The 19037-nt window shown below is 59.9% G+C and carries 17 protein-coding genes; 6 read left to right on the top strand and 11 right to left on the bottom strand.

What is annotated here, in order from left to right; genetic code table 11:
• Window positions 1-51: 51 nt before the first annotated feature.
• The 5 genes from JQC81_RS34190 to JQC81_RS28775 all read left to right on the top strand — a co-directional run bounded on the left by JQC81_RS34190 (window position 52) and on the right by JQC81_RS28775 (window position 3099).
• Window positions 52-1134, top strand: a complete 1083-nt coding sequence (locus tag JQC81_RS34190) for an AAA family ATPase (RefSeq protein ID WP_312887604.1) — start codon at window positions 52-54, stop codon at window positions 1132-1134.
• A gap of 121 nt (window positions 1135-1255) precedes the next feature.
• A complete protein-coding gene (locus JQC81_RS28790) occupies window positions 1256-1465 on the top strand; it encodes a cold-shock protein (RefSeq protein ID WP_036356235.1) in 210 nt (69 codons plus the stop codon).
• A gap of 98 nt (window positions 1466-1563) precedes the next feature.
• Window positions 1564-1866: a hypothetical protein gene (locus tag JQC81_RS28785; protein WP_203275216.1), complete on the top strand. Its 303-nt coding sequence runs from the start codon at window positions 1564-1566 to the stop codon at window positions 1864-1866.
• Between the two features lie 146 nt (window positions 1867-2012).
• Window positions 2013-2183 (top strand): hypothetical protein, encoded by a 171-nt coding sequence (locus tag JQC81_RS28780; RefSeq protein WP_203275215.1) that lies wholly within the window; start codon window positions 2013-2015, stop codon window positions 2181-2183.
• Window positions 2184-2307: 124 nt separating this feature from the next.
• The gene (locus JQC81_RS28775; protein WP_203275214.1) at window positions 2308-3099 is read left to right on the top strand and encodes a restriction endonuclease; all 792 of its coding nucleotides are present in this window, start codon (window positions 2308-2310) and stop codon (window positions 3097-3099) included.
• A gap of 28 nt (window positions 3100-3127) precedes the next feature.
• On the opposite strand, the gene JQC81_RS28770 is transcribed toward JQC81_RS28775, so the two are convergent.
• From JQC81_RS28770 to JQC81_RS28740, 7 genes are all read right to left on the bottom strand, one after another.
• On the bottom strand, window positions 3128-3586 hold the full coding sequence (locus tag JQC81_RS28770) for a sigma factor-like helix-turn-helix DNA-binding protein (protein WP_203275213.1): 459 nt from the start codon (window positions 3584-3586) through the stop codon (window positions 3128-3130).
• A 442-nt stretch (window positions 3587-4028) separates the two neighbouring features.
• Entirely contained in the window at window positions 4029-6464 is a 2436-nt protein-coding gene (locus JQC81_RS28765; protein ID WP_203275212.1) for a PAS domain S-box protein, read from the bottom strand.
• Window positions 6465-6900: 436 nt separating this feature from the next.
• The gene (locus JQC81_RS28760) at window positions 6901-7197 is read right to left on the bottom strand and encodes an integration host factor subunit alpha (protein WP_203275211.1); all 297 of its coding nucleotides are present in this window, start codon (window positions 7195-7197) and stop codon (window positions 6901-6903) included.
• 31 nt (window positions 7198-7228) lie between these two features.
• A complete protein-coding gene (locus JQC81_RS28755) occupies window positions 7229-7429 on the bottom strand; it encodes a NepR family anti-sigma factor (RefSeq protein ID WP_203275210.1) in 201 nt (66 codons plus the stop codon).
• Window positions 7430-7909: 480 nt separating this feature from the next.
• A complete protein-coding gene (locus JQC81_RS28750) occupies window positions 7910-8590 on the bottom strand; it encodes a LuxR C-terminal-related transcriptional regulator (RefSeq protein WP_203275209.1) in 681 nt (226 codons plus the stop codon).
• A gap of 915 nt (window positions 8591-9505) precedes the next feature.
• The gene (locus tag JQC81_RS28745) at window positions 9506-10393 is read right to left on the bottom strand and encodes a PhzF family protein (RefSeq protein ID WP_203275208.1); all 888 of its coding nucleotides are present in this window, start codon (window positions 10391-10393) and stop codon (window positions 9506-9508) included.
• A 352-nt stretch (window positions 10394-10745) separates the two neighbouring features.
• Window positions 10746-11951, bottom strand: coding sequence for an MFS transporter (locus tag JQC81_RS28740; RefSeq protein ID WP_203275207.1), 1206 nt, complete (start codon window positions 11949-11951; stop codon window positions 10746-10748).
• Window positions 11952-12018: 67 nt separating this feature from the next.
• Between JQC81_RS28740 and JQC81_RS28735 the strand changes: the two genes are divergently transcribed.
• Window positions 12019-12468: a helix-turn-helix domain-containing protein gene (locus JQC81_RS28735; protein ID WP_203275206.1), complete on the top strand. Its 450-nt coding sequence runs from the start codon at window positions 12019-12021 to the stop codon at window positions 12466-12468.
• A 74-nt stretch (window positions 12469-12542) separates the two neighbouring features.
• Here the strand turns inward: JQC81_RS28735 and JQC81_RS28730 are convergent, their stop codons facing one another.
• The 4 genes from JQC81_RS28730 to glgA form a co-directional block, all read right to left on the bottom strand.
• Window positions 12543-13451: an aminotransferase-like domain-containing protein gene (locus JQC81_RS28730; RefSeq protein ID WP_281400435.1), complete on the bottom strand. Its 909-nt coding sequence runs from the start codon at window positions 13449-13451 to the stop codon at window positions 12543-12545.
• A 414-nt stretch (window positions 13452-13865) separates the two neighbouring features.
• Complete coding sequence (gene glgX / locus JQC81_RS28725; RefSeq protein ID WP_203275204.1) at window positions 13866-16166, bottom strand: glycogen debranching protein GlgX; 2301 nt, start codon at window positions 16164-16166, stop codon at window positions 13866-13868.
• Window positions 16167-16319: 153 nt separating this feature from the next.
• Window positions 16320-16685 carry a response regulator gene (locus JQC81_RS28720; protein ID WP_203275203.1) on the bottom strand — a complete coding sequence of 122 codons (366 nt, stop codon included), beginning with the start codon at window positions 16683-16685 and terminating at the stop codon, window positions 16320-16322.
• 344 nt (window positions 16686-17029) lie between these two features.
• Window positions 17030-18514: a glycogen synthase GlgA gene (gene glgA, locus JQC81_RS28715; protein WP_203275217.1), complete on the bottom strand. Its 1485-nt coding sequence runs from the start codon at window positions 18512-18514 to the stop codon at window positions 17030-17032.
• Window positions 18515-19037 lie beyond the last annotated feature (523 nt).

Raw genomic sequence — 19037 nt, 5'->3', positions numbered from 1 at the left:
GGAGAACTTGGCCCATAGCGCGTCCCTCCATCCTGAGGAGAATATCGCACCATCAAACCCCGGGATCAAACATCTAGGAAGGCTGCTCACGAGCTTAGAGATCGCATCGGCAAGAGAATCAAGACGGACCTCGACAGCCTCTATGTCGGGACGTTCCACTCCCTCTCCTCCCGAATGCTCAAGATCCACCAGGCGATCCACACCGGCGAGAAGCCGTTCACCATCGTCGAGCCTGAGGAAATAAAGATGATCCTGACGGGCATCCTCGCCAGCCTCGATTGTTTCGCGAACTCGTCCAGCAGCCGGGAGCTTGACAAGTGGATCAATGGACTCCTCGAGACGATTGATGCCGCCAAGAACATCGGCGCTGCGCTCAACCATTCCGCAGGATCGTCCTGGGTAAGGTCAGCTTCCGGTCTCTCGCGGGAAGATGCCGATATTTTGGCTCAGTATGACCGGACAATGCGGCAGAACCGCTGTCTCGATTACAATGACCTGAATCTGTTTCAGGCATCCCCAGTCTTGTATGACCGGAACGCCGATCAGCACTATGACTCCGTGAGCGCCTTCTTGAAGGCGATGAGAGGCAGTGATCCAGATGCGACCCTTTATTGGCTCGCAAAGCTGATCCATGCCGGCGAAGATCCGAGGTTCATCGCCCGGCGGATCATGATCCATGCCTCAGAAGACGTAGGCCTTGCTGATAACACCGCCCTGCAGACGGCGGTCGCAGCACTCCATGCTGTGCAACACATCGGCTATCCGGAGGCGCAGATCGTGCTGGCGCATGCCGCTCTGCACATTTGCCGGGCTCCGAAGTCAAACTCGGTCTGCCGCGGCATCGGACAGGCCATGGCCTACGTGCAATCAGCTCCGCCGATCCCTGTACCGCTGCATCTGCGCGACACCCACTACGCGAGCGCGAAAACGCTTCATGGCTATGGTGGCTATGTCTTCCCTCATGACGATGCGAGAGGATGGGTAGAGCAGGAATATGCTCCGGGTATCACGCTTGGCGAGTTTTATCAAAGCGACAGCCGGGGCCCGAACACGTTCGAAGGGCGTGCCGATCAGTTCTGGGCTGAGGTCACCGGCCGGGAGCAACCCCGGCATCCGAAGAAAAGTGAATCCTGATCTCGTCACGTTATTGCCACGGTTCCATTGCCCAACTAGCCTCCTTCCCGTGACAAACCTGTCACTGGAGGGCGGAACATGATGTTCTGCTGGCGGGAACTACTAGGGACTAGAGACGAGAATGGCGACTGGCACTGTTAAATGGTTCAACGAGACCAAGGGATACGGCTTTATTCAGCCGGACAATGGCGGCAAGGACGTGTTTGTTCATATTTCGGCCGTGGAGCGCGCAGGCCTTCGCAGCCTGCAGGACGGACAGAAAATCTCCTACGAGATTGAGCAGGACCGTCGCTCGGGGAAAGAATCTGCGACCAACCTGCAGCAGGTCTAAGACCTTACGCATTTGCGGAATCTTCCGCCTTCACAATAAGCCGCTCCAGTATTGGGGCGGCTTTTTTGTTGCGCCTGACCTAATGGAGAATCCCCAATATGGCAGCTTCGACGCCAGAGTTCCTCAGCGATGAGCGGTTCATCAACGAACACCGCAAAGTGTTCGCAATGTTTATGGGCCGTGACGGCTACCCAGAGGAGATGTCAACCGAGGAGTTCCCTCGCCTTCAGCAGACCGTCAAACTCGACGCCTGCCCAATCGCCTATCTCCGCCTCCAACGCATCGGCTCCCGCTTTGCCCTTGACCGCCGCAAGAAAATGGAGATCGCGCAGATCTACCATAAAGCAGGGGAACATGCGTACTACGGCTACTGCATAGCCCCCGGCATCAAGCCCGAGTGATGGACCCTCCGGCCCCTGCCTATTACCATTCCGGCGAGGAGAACTATTTGTATCGGTCAGGCTCTCAGATCGGCCGATGGAAGGAGATGCAGTGACCACCCGTCTTATGGAAATCTTGGACCGCGATGCCACTATCATGAGAGAAGATGGCGGAGGTCATGCCAGCCGCCGACGGCGAAGCACAGCAGGCTCGGGAGTTGATGATCCTGCTCCACGCAGGGCTCTTCGTCATTCAGAGGGACGAGACAAGCACTGCGGACGAGTTGCGCGAGTTCGCTGGTCAAATCCTCGACAGAACCCGGATTACCAAACAGTAGCTGCCGAAATATTCCTGTGAGTTCTCTTGGTCTTAGCCCAGCGCCAAGCCGTCGGTAACCGCACTCAGCTATCCACAGCGGCTGGTGATCACGGCGATGACCGTCATTTGGCACGGTAAAGGGAATGTTTCGGTACCTCTGGAGGCATAAGGCCTTTAGCGCTGTTCTGCTGCTCCTGTTCGGCGTGGGCTTCTATCTAAAACCCATTGCCGCCTGGGCCGGGCTCGCGCTGCTCCTTTTCTTGCGGCTGACGAAGGTTCACTCGCTTCTGCTGATCTATGATCTAACGGACCAAGCGGCCTTGAGGCATGTCCGGACCCTGGCGACCAAACGTGCCCATATGCTTTCCCCGGACGAGTATGGAAACGTCTCAGAGGAGGTCTGGGACAAGCACCTGAACACCTTCATCAAGAAGACGCTTGTACCGGAGTTCCAGCGCAGGAAGATCGATCATCTCCTGAAGAACGACCCAAAATGGTACGCTGCCCGCCTCAGGACCCGGATCAACTGGATCATCGATCGGCAGCAACCGGCCGAAGCTGCAGTCGAGTTTGACGATGGGATGACCGGCCGGGAGTTTGAGCTCTATTGCCGCGAGATCCTGCACGAAGCCGGGTGGCAGGCCGCGCTTACTCCCGGATCGGGCGACCAGGGTGCCGACATCATCGCGGAGAAGGATGGCAGACGGGTGGTCATCCAATGCAAGTTTTACAACGGCACCGTCGGCAACAAGGCTGTTCAGGAAGCCTATGCGGCCGCTGCCTTTCAGGATGCTCCTTACGCCGTGGTCGTCACGAACTCGGTCTACACGAAATCTGCCCACCAACTCGCGCACAAGAACGGCGTGCTGCTGATGCATCATTCGGATTTGGAGCGGCTCGACCTGATCGTCGCCAGTGGGGCAGGCTCCCGCTGATACAAGATTCCGTTCAGATGCTTCAGGTTTACAGGAAGTCGTCGATCGACAACTGTGCGGTGTTACGCGGCTTCGGCTTAGGCCTGCGCGGCCCTTCCTCTGCACTCGCGGCCATAGGCTGTTTGCGCGGAATGGGAGTGTCCTCGGACCGCATCCGCTTCATCCGTGCCTTCGCCTTGTCACGAGCTTGGGCCTCCGCAGACTGAGGATCTTCGGTCAGCCATTTTCCGCGCTTGACCACTTCATTCACCCGACCCTGATTGATCCCCAGCTGGAAGGCGATCTCCTGCTGGGTCATGTCGGTGGTGCTATGAAGCTCAAGGATCTTGCGGGCGAGCTCCGGCGTCATCTTGCGCCCTGCTACCCGACGGGCCGGCGCGATTGATCGGGTCTTCTTCTCCTCCTTGCGCATCTTCTCCAAGATGGCCAAGGCCATGTTCATGCCTTGGGCGCGCAGGGCTTCTTCGAATTGCTTCAGCGTAGCCAAAAGAGAGACTCCTGAACTCCTGCCCCGATCCAGTTACACCGGTTCAGACTGACTTTTGAACGACGAAGAGGTGATGACACGACCCAGAAGCCCCGCACGGCGGCTGGGAAAGATCAGCCGAATTAGGGCGACCAGGAACAGAATAGAGTCCATGATTCGCGTTTTTCAAGCCCGGATACGCGACTTTGTTGTTGATTCGTTCCGTTGCACTTGGGCCGCTGGTTTCTGCTACGTTGTTACTGTGTGGGATAGGGTGACGCCGACCGATCGGGTCACCTTGAGCGGTTGCTCGCAGCGAGCACAAGAGACCGCACAACCGGTCGGCGTCGCGGCCTCGGGGTACTGTGTCAGTGCGAGCTGAGACAGGGCAAGGCCGAGCCCCAGAGCCTAATCAGGTTTGTGACACTTTCAGGGCCTTAGCTGTGGCGCCGAGCCCGGTAGTTCATACCTCCGCCGCCTCGGCAAGTTCCTCCTCCTTCACCGCCTTTAAGGTGAAGTGGAACGCTGTCCCCTCCTCTGGCGTCGACTCGGCCCAGATCTTTCCGCCATGCGCCTCGATGATGGTTCGGCAGATCGACAGCCCCACGCCCATCCCGGTCTTCTTCGTCGTTGTAAATGGTGAGAACAATCGCTCCTGAACGGCCGGTGCGATCCCGCTCCCGGTGTCGATGACGCTCAGGCGCACGATCGCGCCCTCGTCTTCCACCTCCGCCTTGATTGTCAGATTGCGCTCATTCACGTCCTGCATCGCCTCCATGGCGTTGCGAACCAGGTTGAGCAGAACCTGCTGGATCTGCACCCGGCTGACGAGCACCTTGGGGCTCTCGTGAGGAAGATCGAAGTCAACCTTAATGCCCTTGTCCTTGGCGCCAGCCAGAGCCAGGGCACTGGCCTCCTCAAGCAACTTGCGTAGATCCTCAACACCCTGATCGGTTTCGCCCCGGGCCACAAACGCCCGTAGCTGGCGGATCACCTCACCAGCCCGGAGCGCTTCCTCCACGGCTCCTTCGATCCCGTGCCGCAGCATCGGGATGTGCTCCCCGTCCATCCGGTCCAGGATCATCCCGCAGCCCTTCAGGTAACCAGTAATTGCGGTCAGCGGTTGATTGACCTCATGCGCCAGGGTCGAGCCCATCTCACCCATGGCGGTCAGGCGGGACATGTAAGCAAGTTCGGTCTGAAGCTCCTGCATCCGTTTTTCCGTATACTGCCGGTCCGTCAGGTCACGGATGAAGGCAGTGAAGAAGCGCTGGCCGCCCGACTCCATCTCACCGAGATGCACCTCCATCGGGAAGGTTGAGCCGTCCTTGCGCTGAGCCACAGCCACGCGGCCGCTTTCCGTGATCCGGCGCTCGCCGGTCTGCCGGTAATGGGGCATGAACCCCTCATGGCTGTCCCGATACGGCACCGGCATCAGGAACTTGACGCTGGTGCCGATGATCTCCTCGGGCTGGTAACCGAACATCTTCACTGCAGTAGCACTGAAGGAGGTGATGATCCCTTTCTCGTCCGACACCACCATCGCGTCCGGGACAGTCGCCAGGATGGATTGCAGGTGAGCGGTTTGCCGAAGCAGATCGTCCTGACTGGCACGCAGCGCTTCCTCGGCCACAACATGGTGGGTGACATCCTGCGCGATCCCGAGCTTGCGGGTGGGCTTTCCATACTTGTCGACCAGCGTGTGCCCAACCGATGTAATCCAGCGCTCCTCGCCGTTGTCAGCCCGGACAATCCTGAATGTGTTCGTAAAGGTCAGGCTGTCACCGGGCTGATCCAGGTACGCGGTGCCCGCCACCCGCTCCCGATCGTCCGGATGGATACGATCGAGGACAAGTTCCTGAGTGATCGCGGTGTCCGGCGCAAAACCGAATAGATCCCGCGCCTCGGCAGTCCATTGCCGCTCGCCTGTGAGCGTATTGAAGTCCCAGATGCCGAGGCCGGTGGTCTCGATTGCCAGGCGCAGCCGCTCCTCACTCTGGCGCAAGCTCTCCTCAGCATGCTGCAGGCCTGTGATGTCGCGGGAGATAGCCAGCAACCCATCCGGCTTGTTGTCGCTGCCCATGATCGGCGTGACGATTACGTCCCACCACTTCGGGGTTCCGACCACCGTCGGGCAGAAGCCACGAAAGTGTCCTGTGTCCCCCGTCTTGGCCCGCAGCACGGCCTTGCGAGCATCATCGGCCGTTGGTCCTGTCCAGAAGTCGAGCCAGTTGCAGCCTTCGATATCAGCGAAGGTCTCCACCTCCATCGCCTGGCAGCCGCCTTCGCTCATAAAGCGCAGCCGACCCTCCAGATCGAGGACCTTGATGCAATCCTCGGAACTGGCATGCAGCCGATCCAGCATCTCGGTCTTCTGGGCGAGCTCGCGCTCGGCTTTCCGCAGCTTCATCTCGCGGCGAACGGAACGGGCGAGCGCCAGGAGTGTCCGCTCTTGGACCCCGGACAGCCCTTCCGGGCGGGCGTCACGGTCAACAACGGTCAGGGTGCCAACCGGGAAGCCGTTCTCGTCTCTCAGAGCGATCCCGGCATAAAACCGCAGGCCCGGATCTCCCGTGACGAAGGGATTATGACGAAACTCCGGATGCTCGCGGAGGTCGGGAATGACGGTGAGGCCCGGTTGCTGGATCGTATAGGCGCAGATCGAGAGGTCCGCCGGAATCTCCACGGCATCAAAGCCGATCCTGGCCTTGAACCAGTGCCGGCCCTCAACAAGGAACCCGATGGAAGCCGCCGATGCCTGACAGACTTGGGCGGCGATCAGAACCACATCGTCGAAGGCAGCCTCGGGAGGAGTGTCGAGAATACTCAGATCGCGAACGGCAGTGAGCCGTTCTTGACCGTCAAGTACTGAGACGCTGCTGAAACTGCTGATAGCCATTGTTGAAATGCTGCCCCGACCGTCCAGTGCTTCTATTCTTTGGAGGTAACGCGTCCGGGCGGATAGCAAAAAGACAAGTGATTAACAATGTAAAAGCCGCCGCAGTTTAAGGCTAAGCTTAGTACAAGATGCCCTAAACAATATTTCTGTGAGTAAAGTGGAAATTCGTTCTTGTTCTGCTTACTGTAACGCTCTTACATTTCGTTAAGACAATACGTAGTTTGCTTACAGCCAAGCTTTCGGTTTCCCCTTATTGCGCGAAGCGGCCGACTGCTTCATCTTCGCGGGCATTGAAAGCACCCCACACTTTCAGTGATCAATTGCAAAAACGACAAAAGTTTTACGTACTTACCGTAGGGGCAAATGCGGGGCTCACGGGTCGCGAACACGGTTAAAAGACCGGGCGCGGCCCTTTTCTTTTTCGGCCTGGAATGGCTCAAGAGGATCCGTTGACGTGATCTTTCAGGACGTGAGATGGACTGAATGTGAGCGCCCGTCGAGGCTCAATGGGCACCTCAACCCCTGTCTTCGGATTACGGCCCACGCGCTCAGCTTTATTCCGGACGGTGAAAGTGCCAAAGCCGGAGAGTTTGACACTCTCTCCTCTGACCAACGCATCACCGATCCCCGACAGAACTTGCTCGACCAGTATAGCTGACTCGTGCCGGGAAACACCCGTGGCCGCATAGACTGCATCACATAGGTCTGCACGCTTCACCGTCTTGCCCGCCATTCACTCATTCCACTGTTGTTAAGCGCCTAGCTTAACGGGCACCGGTCGGTGGGGAACGCCCATTCTCAAGCTGCTCCACAAGAGCTTTCAGCCTGTCCGGCAGCTCGTCTGCGAGGACATCGCTGTACAGGCTGCGTAGGGAATGGCCCAGGATGAAGGTCACCTGTTCCTGCGAGAAGTTCAGGCTGTTGGGGATCTGTTTTGCCCACTGATTGCTGCTGCTATGTGGCATGGCGTTTGCTCGTTGCCCCGCATTACCCCTGTTAACACACGGTAATGGGAACTACGCGTCCGTGATCGGTTTCAGCACGACCGTTACTTCGGCAGTCCGGCATCAGCGCCAGTAAAGTGCCTATTGTTGTCATCCAAGGAGGGACGACAAGGCAAAGCTGATCGTGCCCATGCTGAATAAAAACCACGGCCAACAGGTCGGCAGAGGCCTGTCAGTGTTCGCATTCATGCCCGCGCCTTTTTGTTTATCTGGTGCAGTTTGCTGAAGGGCGTGGGAGATGCCTTGATCTGAAACAAAGAGCGGGCATCAAGCCCTTTTTCTTGCGGCCACGCTGGAATAGCCCGTCCTGTTCTACCGTTTGGCATGCAGATGGGCCATACGCTCCTGTTCAGCCTGTCTGGAAAAGGATTGCCGTTCCTCTCTCAAGAACAACGGCATCGATCTTAGGGCCCCTCCCCGCGGAGTGGGCCCCTTTTCTTGCTAACCGACGAGGGCTTCTCTGGGATTGGCATCAAAGCTCAGATGCTGGGTTGCCCACATGGCAGCCTGAGTGCGGTTGGCAGCCTTGGCCTTCCGCAGGATCGCCTTGATATGCACCTTGACCGTGGCCTCCGCCACACCAAGGTCCCGCGCAATAAGCTTGTTCGAGGCTCCCGTTGTGAGACGCTGCAGGATCTGGCGCTCGCGATCCGAGAATTTGCCGGCCAGTCCTGAAGGATCCATTGCTGAAGATCTCATTGCTGGCCTTTCAGCGGAGACTTGATCGAGTAACGCGAGACTGACCGAGATCGGCAGGAACACCTCACCCAGCATCACCAACTCCAAGACCTTACACATGGCAGTTGGGGACATTCCGGTCGGGCATAAGCCGTCGAGCCCAGCGGAACAGAGTTCCAGGACAGCCCAAAGATCAAGGTTGTCGCTCAGAGCGACCAGACGAGCGCCTGGATACTGCTCCTTCACCTGCTTGATGGTCTCAACGGCGCCCTCTTCGGGGAGGCTGTCACAAAGGAGAATAAGGTCCGGGTTCGCATGCCCATCAGACTTTTCCGCTGCCACGACAAAACAGGTGCCTTCCAGAATGTGGCTAACTCCTGTGCGAAGCAGCGTGTTCTGGCACATCAGGTAAGTCATCACAGAAGGTTGAGCCTGCTGGGCCAAGGTCGCGAGCTGGGTCCTGTAGGCAATATCGTGGTCCATCGTCGAGTACCCTTTATTCTTATCAGGCCTTCTACGTGCCAAAGCATCCCCTTCTGTCTGCAATGAGCAGGCGGAGCCTTCAGGCCGGAGAGCCGTCTGGTTCGGAAGATGCCGAAGCGTGAGCGTGTCGTGGCATTAACGAGGCTAAACCATGGCAGTTCCCAGACGGGTGTGCCCCTCCAGGCTACGCCAATAGAGGCAGAGGTCACTTCCCGCTATGAATATGTTGTCAAGCTGAAACCAGCCTACCCCGTAAGGGTTAGAAACCTGAAGGTTCTGTTCACCTACACCTTCTACCTGGGCCCTCGGTCGTCGATCGGAGGGCTCTTTCTTTCCTCCGTGCTCTTTCGCCGAGAACCAGCACCGCAATCGTTGAAACGCTTCGCCGACTTTTCGGTTATTTGAACGAGGGCGGCTAACGCCTTCAAGGCTAGGAGGCCTCCTCATCTACCTGGCAACGGCGGGTGAGGAGGCTTTCGCCATATGGCATTTATGGCCGGTGCGCCTTAGGCCGCATTCCATCAAAGCTGCTGCAATGCAATACGATCCAGTAACCTCTGGACCCGATGACGTGAGCCAAAATGCCGAAGGGTAGCCGGGGATGTTACTTTAACTGAGTATAGCTGTGGAGCCGCTCAACGCGGTCTGGTTATGTACAGCCCAAGTTGTTGACTTCCCGCGGTGCGAGGTTTTCCGTTGACGAGTATAGGGTAGGATTCCCCATTAACGTGACATCTCCCGACCCCCTCCCCTTCATGAAGGTCCGGTGCTCCTGACTAAGGCCGACGTCTGGTCTAATTCGGCCTCGTGTCAGAAGCGGCCTCCCTGGGTTCCCCTTTTATGCCACAGAGGGGCGCTGTTGGCGCACTCGGCCCTCTAAAGCAGCGCTTCGCCTCGGAACATCGGGGTGCAACTGCCGCCGACGCGCGAGTGACAGCCGTCCTCGGCGCGCCACGACATTACCTTGAGCAAGCTCGACCGGCCCATCTCAACGCCCTGAGTGATGGTGAAGGCGGCCTTGTCGCCACCATCGAGCGAGAGCAGCAGTGCACCCAGTGTGGCGCTGGCGCTGCCCGTGGCCGGGTCTTCCCAAGTACCCGCGAGCGGTGCGAACATACGTGCCCGGATCCTGTCGCCGTCACGCGTATAGAGGAACAATGACAAGCGTCCGGCCAGTTCGCCATGCTGCCGCACGAGCTTGCGGAAAGCGGTGAGATCGGGCGTCGCACCGGCAAGAGATTCCGGCTCGACCTGCGCCAGCACGAACTTGACGCCAACCGAGGCGTGCACCGGCTTGTGGGCTAATGTCACGAGATCGGTAACGGACAGTCCGACACAGGCGGCGATCTCGTCGACCGGCAACTCCATACCGAGGGACAAGGGCTGCGGCGCCGCGATAACTGCCCCTGTCACCGTTCCGGCCGCATCACGCTCGACAGCGATCTCGACGAGACCAGCCTTCTGCTCGAACCGCAGCACGCCACCGCGGTCGCGGCCATGGCGCGCTAGCACATATGCCGTGCCGACATTCGGATGACCGGCAAAGGGCATCTCGGCCGTGCGGTGAAAGATGCGCACACGGGCATCATTGGCCGGATCGTCGGCGGGCAGGACGAAGGTGGTCTCGCTGTAGTTCATCTCCGCCGCGAGCGCCTGCATTTGCGTATCGGAAAGCCCGCGCGCATCGGTGAAGACAGCTAGTGGATTGCCACCGAAGGGGCGTTCGGTGAAGACGTCTACAGTCTCGTACGGAAAGCGGGGCACAGCAGGCTCCGAAGGATGATTGGACTCGGCCATTTCCTACCAGCGGAATCGACTGAGAACCAATGCAGTGATGGAATGCGACTGATCACCCATGCTGATTGTCGGAGCTGACCTGATCGGCTTTCTGCCTCTGGTGTTGCAATGCCTAGAGCTACCGGACATCCGCCCTGTAAGTCTGCACTGAATCAGGCGCTGAAGGCCACGTACCCTTCTCGAAAGTCTGTATCGGTGGTCAAGGCTAACCCCCGGGCATTAGTCTCGGAAGGGCGAATAGGCACCTCTCCTGCACCTCGATCTAGGAACCTGCCCTTGTTCCTGTGTATACCATTACTCCGTCGGTTGGACGCCCTTTCTATGTATGCAATCCTCTCGCGCAGGCCTTCAAGATCGCCGCAACGGCCATCGCCGCGGCCAGCGATGATATGACGTGGAACAGCCCCTCGTAACCGTATGTCGCGACCAATGGCGTGCTCAGGAGGGGCGAACAGAACTGGCCGATGAATACGGAAGCGGTCAGGACACCGCCAGCCATTCCCCTCCGCGGGAGCGGAGCAAGCTCCAAGGCAAGGGTCACGAAACTCGGTGAGACCAATGCATAGCCTGCGCCGACGGATGCTGCTCCGACGAACCAGGCCAGGGGCGTCGCCGCAAGGGCCAGCAACACGAACCCAAGCGCCATCGCGCCATAGCCTAGAGCGAACACGCCAACGTAACCGATCGCTCGCTGGACCCGGCCATACAGCAGCGCAAGGCTGCCACCGGAGAGCATCAGGATGCCGAGCGCCGCGCTGGTCATCATTGGGCTGCTGTAGCCCGCCGCTGTGAAGAAAAACGACAACTGGGTCGGCATGACGAAGAAGATCATGTTCGTCGCCGCCTGGAGAAGCACGAGCAACGCGAAGACAAGGACCCATGATGACCGCTCTGGGGCGCTCTCCTCCTGCCTGGCACCAGGAACGGGAGAGGTCCGTTGCGGTTCGACAATGACCTTCCACATCAGCGGCAGGAAGACTGCCGCAACTCCATAGATGACGAAGGGTAGACGGGGACAGATCGCTGCGAACCATCCTGCAAGCGAGATGAACACAAGCCCTCCGAAGTTCCGAGCCGAGATCTGAAGTCCTGACAACGCGCTTCGATCGTCCCCAGTGAAGTAGTCGCCAATGAGCGTGGTCTGCGCTGTCATGATGAGGGCGACAGCCAGTCCCAAGACCAGACGGCTGGCAAAGATGGTTGGCAGGTCGGGAAGGAACAACCCCGCGCATCCGGCGATCACGAAAAGGATGACCCCTGCGAGAAGCATCCGACGCCGGCCGTAGCGATCAGCAATGAGACCGGCGAACGGCGCGAAGACGGCGACGCTGAGCGAGGGCGCGGGCACCAGCAGGCGCACCAGCATCCCAGCATTGGGATCTTCCCCGAACAGGCGCTCAAGCCCGGGGAGCGCGGGGCTGATCGTGGCATTGGCCATGGTGGTGAGCGATGCCGCCATCAGCAGCGCGATCGCTCGCGGGTCTTGCCAGACCTGTGTCTGTCTCGGGATCGTGGTGCTGGCCATTGTGTGCCTCTTGCTCGAAGTGACGATTCGAGAGAGGGTACGACTTCAAGCCAACTTGAGGTCAAGCATGGGAATGATGGACATCGGTGAGGTTGCCGAACGATCAGGGGTGCCGCCCTCAACGCTGCGCTACTATGAGGAGGTCGGCTTGATCCGCTCGATCAGCCGGCATGGGCTGCGGCGGCAATTCGATGCCGACGTTCTCCTGACGCTATCCCTGATCGAACTCGGGAAGACGGCAGGCTTCTCCCTCACCGAGATCGCGGGCATGTTTGGAAAGGATGGGCGGCCCGACATCCCCCGCGATCAGTTGCGCGCCAAGGCGGATGATTTGCAGCGGCAGATGCTCGACCTGCGGGTGCTACGGGATGCCCTTCGGCACGTGGCCGAATGTCCAGCTCCGTCGCACCTGGAATGTCCGACCTTCCGCAAGCTCCTGAAGGCAGCAACGCGCAGACGCATCCCTCGTTCGAGATCCCGGATTGGACATCAAGGAGGCCAACGGCCCGGCAAATAGCCAGCGGACAGCTCAGACATCAGCTCGAATGAGGCTCAACGGACCAGTCGATGACGGCGCATTGTTTGATCTGCCTATAACGGATCAAGCGCCGGATCGTTTGTGTTGCCTGCGAGGGCGCGGTTCAAGATCGAGAGCGCCCGCGCGAGCGTCGCGCGGTTTGCGGCAGCCCCTATACATAAGCGAAGGCCTGTCACAGTCTGATCGTTGGAGGTGGCAAAGGCCCCTGGCGGCGTCAGCCGCACCCCTGCCGTCAGGGCCCGCGCGGCCGTGCGCTCGGCGTCCGCTATCGGCATCGGCAACCAAAGATGCAAGCCCGTCCCAAGGTTTGGCTCAGCCACGGCTCCATGAAGCGAGGTCAACGCCATTGCCGTGCGGGCGTGCGCTTCCGCGCGGATCTCGCGCGCCAGGTCATCGGCCCTGCCGCTCCTGATCCAGTCGGTCGCGATGGCCGCGTTGATGCCTCCCGGCGAACGGATGAGCGCTCGCAATGCCCGGACGCAGCGGTCGGAGAGTTCGCCATCAGGCGCGACGAGGAAACCGGCGCGCAGCCCGGGCGCAATGATCTTGGACAGAGAACTCACGTACAGGGTGCGCTCGGACGCGAGCGCAGCAAGCGGCGGCAAGCCAAGATCGCTAGCATACGGCGCATAGACATCATCCTCAACAATCCAGAGATTGCGGGCCCGTGCGACCCGGACGATGTCAGCGCGCCGCTGTCGGCCCATGGTGCGGGTCGTGGGGTTGTGCAGGGTCGGCAGCGTGTAGAACACGCGTGCACCTGTTGCCGCTGCCGCGCCTTCCAAGGCATCCGGCCGGACACCTTCGTTATCCATCTCGACGCCGTGCAGTTGGTAGCCTTGCTGGGCAGCCAGTGTTCTGGCGCCCGAGAAGGTGGCCACCTCGCATAGGATCGTGTCGCCCGGCCGGCACAGCGCAGCAAACGCGATAGCCATCGCTGATTGCGCCCCGCCGCAGCACATCAGAGTCCGCCAATCCAGGCTCCCGAACCCGGCGGGGTTCTGTCGCAAACTCAGTTTTTACTTGTCTATACTGGCGAGCTCGCGTTAGTTGAGTGCTGTAAAATCAACCGCTTAGCCCCGCCGCTATGACCGAAAATGGCGCTGAAAAACGCCTATACTTCGAGTTTGCGACAGAACCGGCTCATGCAGGCTCTGGCGATCCGTGCCGGAGAGGCGGTCGCGCCGAACAGAGCAACAGCGATCTCAGTCTCGGTCAGACCCGGACAACGGATTACAAGAGCCTCAACGTCATCAACAACTGCCATATCGTTCCACGGGCTTACGACTCGGATGGCGATTGCACCTCGATTGAGAGCATTGCGGTGTTCCGTTTGGGGTGGCTATGGACCAATCCTTCCTTCGAACTGCGGCACGTCAACTTCCACCGGTTGCGGACGCTGCGCCAGCGTGAAACGCGACCGGGCTGGAGGTCACGGTCTCAAACGCTTCAACGACATGCTGGAACGACCGGTCGGCGTCCGTCTGCTGCCCTTTCTGTCGCGCAGGCTTAAGGATGAAGAGCAGCAATGAGCGCCCTGTCACCTCGTACACATGTCCGAAGCCGAAATCCTGAAGCTCGTCGCTCTGGCCCTGATTGGTGTCGATCAGGCGCACCCAGTGCCTTCCCCCGACAGCTTCCGGCAGGGTGAAGGACACGACATCGTCATGAGCATTCAGGATCAGGAGCAGCGTCGAGTCCGCTCCGAGCCGGCGCACGCCCGTCTCCTGCGCCCGCCCATCCAGGAGAACGCCCATGCAGCGACCGTTGAGATCCTCCCAGTGCTCCACCGCCATCTCGTCGCCTGCCGGCGTGAGCCACGTCACGTCCTTGACCCCGAGTTCCTCATCATACTCACCCGTCAGAAACCGCCCGCGGCGCAGCATGGGCAGGGCTCGCCGGATCGCCAGCAGCTTCTGCACGAACTCGGCCAGGCAGCGCTGGTCCGGATCGATCCCGTCCCAGTCCAGCCAGGAGATCTCGTTGTCCTGACAGTAAGCGTTGTTGTTGCCTTGTTGCGTGCGTGCGAACTCGTCGCCACCCAGAAGCATGGGAGTGCCACGCGACAGTAGAAGGGTCGCCAGCATGTTGCGCATGTGCCGGAAGCGCAGCTCCCGGATCTCCGGGGCGTCTGTCGGCCCCTCGATGCCGTAGTTAAGCGACAAGTTGTGCGAGTGGCCGTCCCGGTTGCCCTCGCTGTTCGCCTCGTTGTGCTTGTTGTTGTAGGACACCAGGTCGTTGAGAGTAAAGCCGTCATGAGCCGTGATGAAGTTGACGGACGCCCATGGCTTGCGCCCGCGCTTGTTGAACAGATCCGCTGAAGCCGTCAGGCGCGAGGCCAACTCCGGCAGCTTGCCCTCCTCGCCCTTCCAGTAGGCCCGCACCGTGTCGCGAAAGCGGTCGTTCCACTCCGCCCAGCCCGGCGAGAAGCGCCCGACCTGGTAACCTCCTGGACCGCAGTCCCACGGTTCCGCGATCAACTTGACCTGGCTGAGCACCGGATCCTGCTGGCAGGCGTCCATGAAGCGGCCGTCCGCGTCAAAGCCGTGGGGCTCCCGGGCGAGGATCGTCGCAAGGTCGAAGCGGAAGCCATCCACGTGCATTTCCTGCGACCAGTAGCGCAGGCTGTCACCCACGAGTTGCAGCACCCGGGAATGGCTCAGGTTGACCGTGTTTCCGGTGCCGGTGTCGTTGATGTAGTAGCGCGGATCCGGGGCCAGCCTGTAGTAGGAGGCGTTGTCGATGCCCTTGAACGACAGGGTCGGGCCGAGCTCGTTGCCCTCAGCCGTATGGTTGTAGACTACATCCAAGATCACCTCGATCCCGGCGTCGTGGAGATGGTTGACCATCTCCTTGAACTCGGCAAAGGCAAAGTCAGAGTTGGCGGCATACCGACGGGCGGGGGCAAAAAAGCCAATGGTGTTGTAGCCCCAGTAATTCTTGAGCCCTTTCTCGGTGAGATGGCTGTCATCCACGAAGGTGTGGACCGGCAGGAGCTCGATGGCCGTGATGCCGAGCGAACGGAGGTAGTCGACGGCCGGCTGGCTGGCCAGACCCGCGTAGGTGCCGCGCAGGCCTTCCCGCACCCCCGGGTGGCGCATGGTGAAGCCGCGCACATGGGCCTCGTAGATAACGGTCTTTTCCCAGGCCGTTTGCAGCGGGCGGTTTCTGCCCCAGGTGAAGGCCTGATCAATCACGCGAGCCTTCATCATGAAGGGTGCGCTGTCACGCGTGTCGAAGGTGAGATCGTTGGCTGTTTCCATCTCGTAGCCGAACAGGGCCGGGTTCCAGGTGATCTGGCCCACGATCTGCTTGGCATAGGGATCGAGCAGGAGCTTGTTGGGATTGAAACGGTGACCCGCCGTGGGCTCATAGGGGCCATGAACCCGGTAGCCGTAGATCGTGCCAGGGCGAGCATCCGGCAGGTAGCCGTGCCAGACCTCGTTCGTGTATTCGGGCAGCTCGATCCGCTCGAGCTCCCGCTCGCCGCTATCATCGAAGACGCAGAGCTCCACCTTTGTGGCATTGGCCGAGAACAGGGCGAAGTTGACGCCAAGCCCATCCCATGTGGCTCCAAGGGGGTATGGGCGCCCCTCATGCACCCGGGAGGTCCGCATGACCTGCCGAGCGGTTGGTTGCCCTCCTGCCGGAGTGGCCTTCGTGTTCTGGAAGTTCATGGGTCCCCCGAACGCCTGATCGCGCATAAAGCGCACTGAGGATCTACTAACGTGAAGGTTGCCTCGAAGGTCCACCATTCCGGAGTAGGTTGGCACCAACGGTTGCCACATTTCTCCAGCAGGCCGCAGTTCCAGAGCGATGCGATCTGTGGGCTATGTTGTCTTCCTGCAGGCCCGAAGGATTTCCGCCACAAGCCTGCCCGGGAGAACCGGTTTGCGCAGGGCCACGAGTTCGGGATGCCGCTCCCTGACCCTCGCCGGCAACTCCCCGCCGCTATAGATGACTGTTGGGGCTTTGCGGGCCTGAAGCGCCTCCAGAACCGGCGTGACTTCGCCATCGGTCAGGTTGAGATCCAGCACCGCCGTGTCAAAGGACAACCTCCGAATCATCTGCCGTGCCTCGCTCACGCTATGGGCAATGCCGACCACTTCTCCCTCAGCATTTTCCACCACGTCTGAGAGGGTGGCAGCGACTAAAGGCTCATCCTCGACGATCAGAACCCGGATGCCACTGAGCATGGTAAAATCCTCTTGGCGGGATCAGCCAATCGGGACGGCAGGATTGCCATCGAGAACAACTTAAGTTCAAAACCCAACAACCAGCTCCCCGGACATGCCAATCATGCCAGTGTGGTTTGAGAGCGCCTCTAAGCGCGGCTTTATGGACGCCGGCTCACTGTACAAACATCGACCTCCGCACGGCTTGGTTTGGTGCCAGCCCGGCCGATCACGTTGATCACTGCGGCGACAATCCTGAACGGTTCTCACGGGTGGGCTTCAACAAGGCAGGCCAACCACAATCGTACTGTCCTCACTAGGCTCGCTGCCGCCGTGACTGTTGCAGCCAATTGCGAGTTGCAAATCTACGTAAGATCAGCCTCAAGCTGATTGCGCCGGTTTGTCAGCATGATGCTGTAGACGTTGCCATACTGGATCGCGGACCGATGCCACGCAAAGGAACGGCTCATGGCCGTTCGCCTCATGGCCGCCAATCGCCGCTTCGTGCCAAAACTTTCGAAGGCGCGGGTAATCCCACTCATCAGACCAGACACAGACAGCTCGGAAAACAAAAACCCTGTGACCCCATCCTGGATCGTATCGGCCAAACCGCCGGTCCGGTGAGCCACAGGCAGCGAGCCGAAGCGCTGGGCATACATCTGGCTCAATCCGCATGGCTCGAAGCGGGACGGCATCAGGAGGAAGTCGCTGCCGGCATACAGCTGCCGCGCCTCCCTTTCCTCAAAGCCGATCCGAACCCCTATGGCCTGAGGGTTGCGTGCAGCAAGATCCTGCAGCGCCGTCTCGAACTGGCCCTCGCCCTGGCCCATGACGGCCAGCTGGCCGCCCTGGCTCACGATGGCTTCGGCGGCCTCAATCGCTAGGTCAATGCCCTTCTGGTGCACCAGGCGGGAGACGATGCCGAACAATGGACCACGCGAGACAGCAAGACCAAAGGCATCCCGGACCTGGTTGGCGTTGAGTCGTTTGCCGCTGAGATCTTCCGTATCAAAATGCCCGGCCAGATGAGGATCTCGGCTGGGATCCCAGCTTTCGTCAATGCCGTTGAGGATGCCCGTGAGTCGCCCCTGCTCGGCGCGGGTGCGCAGGAGCCCATCAAGACCGCATCCGGACTCCGGCGTTGTGATCTCCCGGGCGTAGGTGCCACTCACCGTTGTCACATGGGAGGCATAGAAGATGCCAGCCTTCAGGAACGAGAGCTTGCCATAAAACTCCGCGCCGTCGATCTGGAATGCATCCTCCGGGACACCGAGGGTCGGCATCCGGTCACGTTCGAACAAGCCCTGGTAAGCCAGGTTATGGATTGTCAGGATGCTTGGCACGGCTTGCTCACGCCATGCCAGATAGGCCGGCGCCAGAGCGGACGGCCAGTCGTTCACATGCAAAAGGTCTGGCTGCCAGCTCAGGGCGCCCGAGCCGCAGGCGATGTCGGCAGCGGCAAGCGCAAGACGGGCGAAGCGAACATCGTTGTCGCTCCAATCGTTTCCGGTTCCGTCGCCATAAGGCGAGCCCTCTCTCTCGTAGAGGTCCGGGCAAAGCAGGACGTAGATGATCAGGCCATCCGCCTTCTCGATCAGGCCAATCTCGCATGCAGGCAGGCCAAAGGCACTGTTCAAGCGTCCGACGGTTGTGACGTTGTGGCCAGCCAGGACACGGGTGTAGCCGGGGATCAGAACCCTGATATCGTGCGACTGACGGAGGGCGCGTGGCAGGGCTGAGGAGACCTCGCCGAGGCCACCTGCCTTGATGAAGTCAGACATTTCCGAGGTGACAAAGAGGATCCTTGGGAGACGCTCCTCGCGTGCAGGCAGTCCGGCTCGGTGCATCATGGGATCAAGCGCCTGCAAGGTCGTCTCCGTTTGCTATCGCAAGTCGCAGCAAAGCAAGACGTGTGCCAAAGCAGACAATAGGATCTGAATTAAGGCATCTTGTCCGTATTCCACCGGATGGTCTCTGGCCTTGTACGATGCTGGGCTTAAAGCTTAGCCTTGCAGCTCGGATTTTCAGCTGCTCGGTCCAAGCTGCGGTTCGACGAATTGATCTTGATCAAGAGCGATCTGGTCATCATAGCCCGGCTTTGGAAACTCGGGGGTCCGAGTTCTTGTCACAGCCCATATAAGGCTCCGAAATCTTTGTCGGTAACGGTGAGATAGCGATGCTATGCGGGACAGGATCGGACCCAAACGGCTCTGAGCCCGCCGGAGCAATAGCCGGGGGCCCTGAAGGTGGCGATCCGAATCCTGCTCACCTCGCGTTTCGAGATGTGGCTCGGCTAACGAGACGTACGTCAATACCAAGATGACCCGCCTGCGCGGGCGCTCTCGCCGGGGCCAGCGGTTGCGCATGAGCGCA

The sequence above is a fragment of the Microvirga arabica genome (assembly GCF_016811235.1).
In the GTDB taxonomy this organism is placed as follows: domain Bacteria; phylum Pseudomonadota; class Alphaproteobacteria; order Rhizobiales; family Beijerinckiaceae; genus Microvirga; species Microvirga arabica.
The sequence above is the reverse complement of the archived record's forward strand: the minus strand, read 5'-3'. Positions and strand labels throughout refer to the sequence as shown.

Excerpts from the sequence above, each read along its gene's own strand:
- JQC81_RS28760 (WP_203275211.1), bottom strand. The coding sequence starts at position 7,197 with ATGGCGGGCAAGACGGTGAAGCGTGCAGACCTATGTGATGCAGTCTAT.
- JQC81_RS28790 (WP_036356235.1), top strand. The coding sequence starts at position 1,256 with ATGGCGACTGGCACTGTTAAATGGTTCAACGAGACCAAGGGATACGGC.
- glgX (WP_203275204.1), bottom strand. The coding sequence starts at position 16,166 with ATGAACTTCCAGAACACGAAGGCCACTCCGGCAGGAGGGCAACCAACC.
- JQC81_RS28730 (WP_281400435.1), bottom strand. The coding sequence starts at position 13,451 with ATGTGCTGCGGCGGGGCGCAATCAGCGATGGCTATCGCGTTTGCTGCG.
- JQC81_RS28785 (WP_203275216.1), top strand. The coding sequence starts at position 1,564 with ATGGCAGCTTCGACGCCAGAGTTCCTCAGCGATGAGCGGTTCATCAAC.
- JQC81_RS28755 (WP_203275210.1), bottom strand. The coding sequence starts at position 7,429 with ATGCCACATAGCAGCAGCAATCAGTGGGCAAAACAGATCCCCAACAGC.
- JQC81_RS28735 (WP_203275206.1), top strand. The coding sequence starts at position 12,019 with ATGGGAATGATGGACATCGGTGAGGTTGCCGAACGATCAGGGGTGCCG.
- JQC81_RS28775 (WP_203275214.1), top strand. The coding sequence starts at position 2,308 with ATGTTTCGGTACCTCTGGAGGCATAAGGCCTTTAGCGCTGTTCTGCTG.
- JQC81_RS28765 (WP_203275212.1), bottom strand. The coding sequence starts at position 6,464 with ATGGCTATCAGCAGTTTCAGCAGCGTCTCAGTACTTGACGGTCAAGAA.
- JQC81_RS28780 (WP_203275215.1), top strand. The coding sequence starts at position 2,013 with ATGGCGGAGGTCATGCCAGCCGCCGACGGCGAAGCACAGCAGGCTCGG.
- JQC81_RS28740 (WP_203275207.1), bottom strand. The coding sequence starts at position 11,951 with ATGGCCAGCACCACGATCCCGAGACAGACACAGGTCTGGCAAGACCCG.
- JQC81_RS28720 (WP_203275203.1), bottom strand. The coding sequence starts at position 16,685 with ATGCTCAGTGGCATCCGGGTTCTGATCGTCGAGGATGAGCCTTTAGTC.
- glgA (WP_203275217.1), bottom strand. The coding sequence starts at position 18,514 with ATGATGCACCGAGCCGGACTGCCTGCACGCGAGGAGCGTCTCCCAAGG.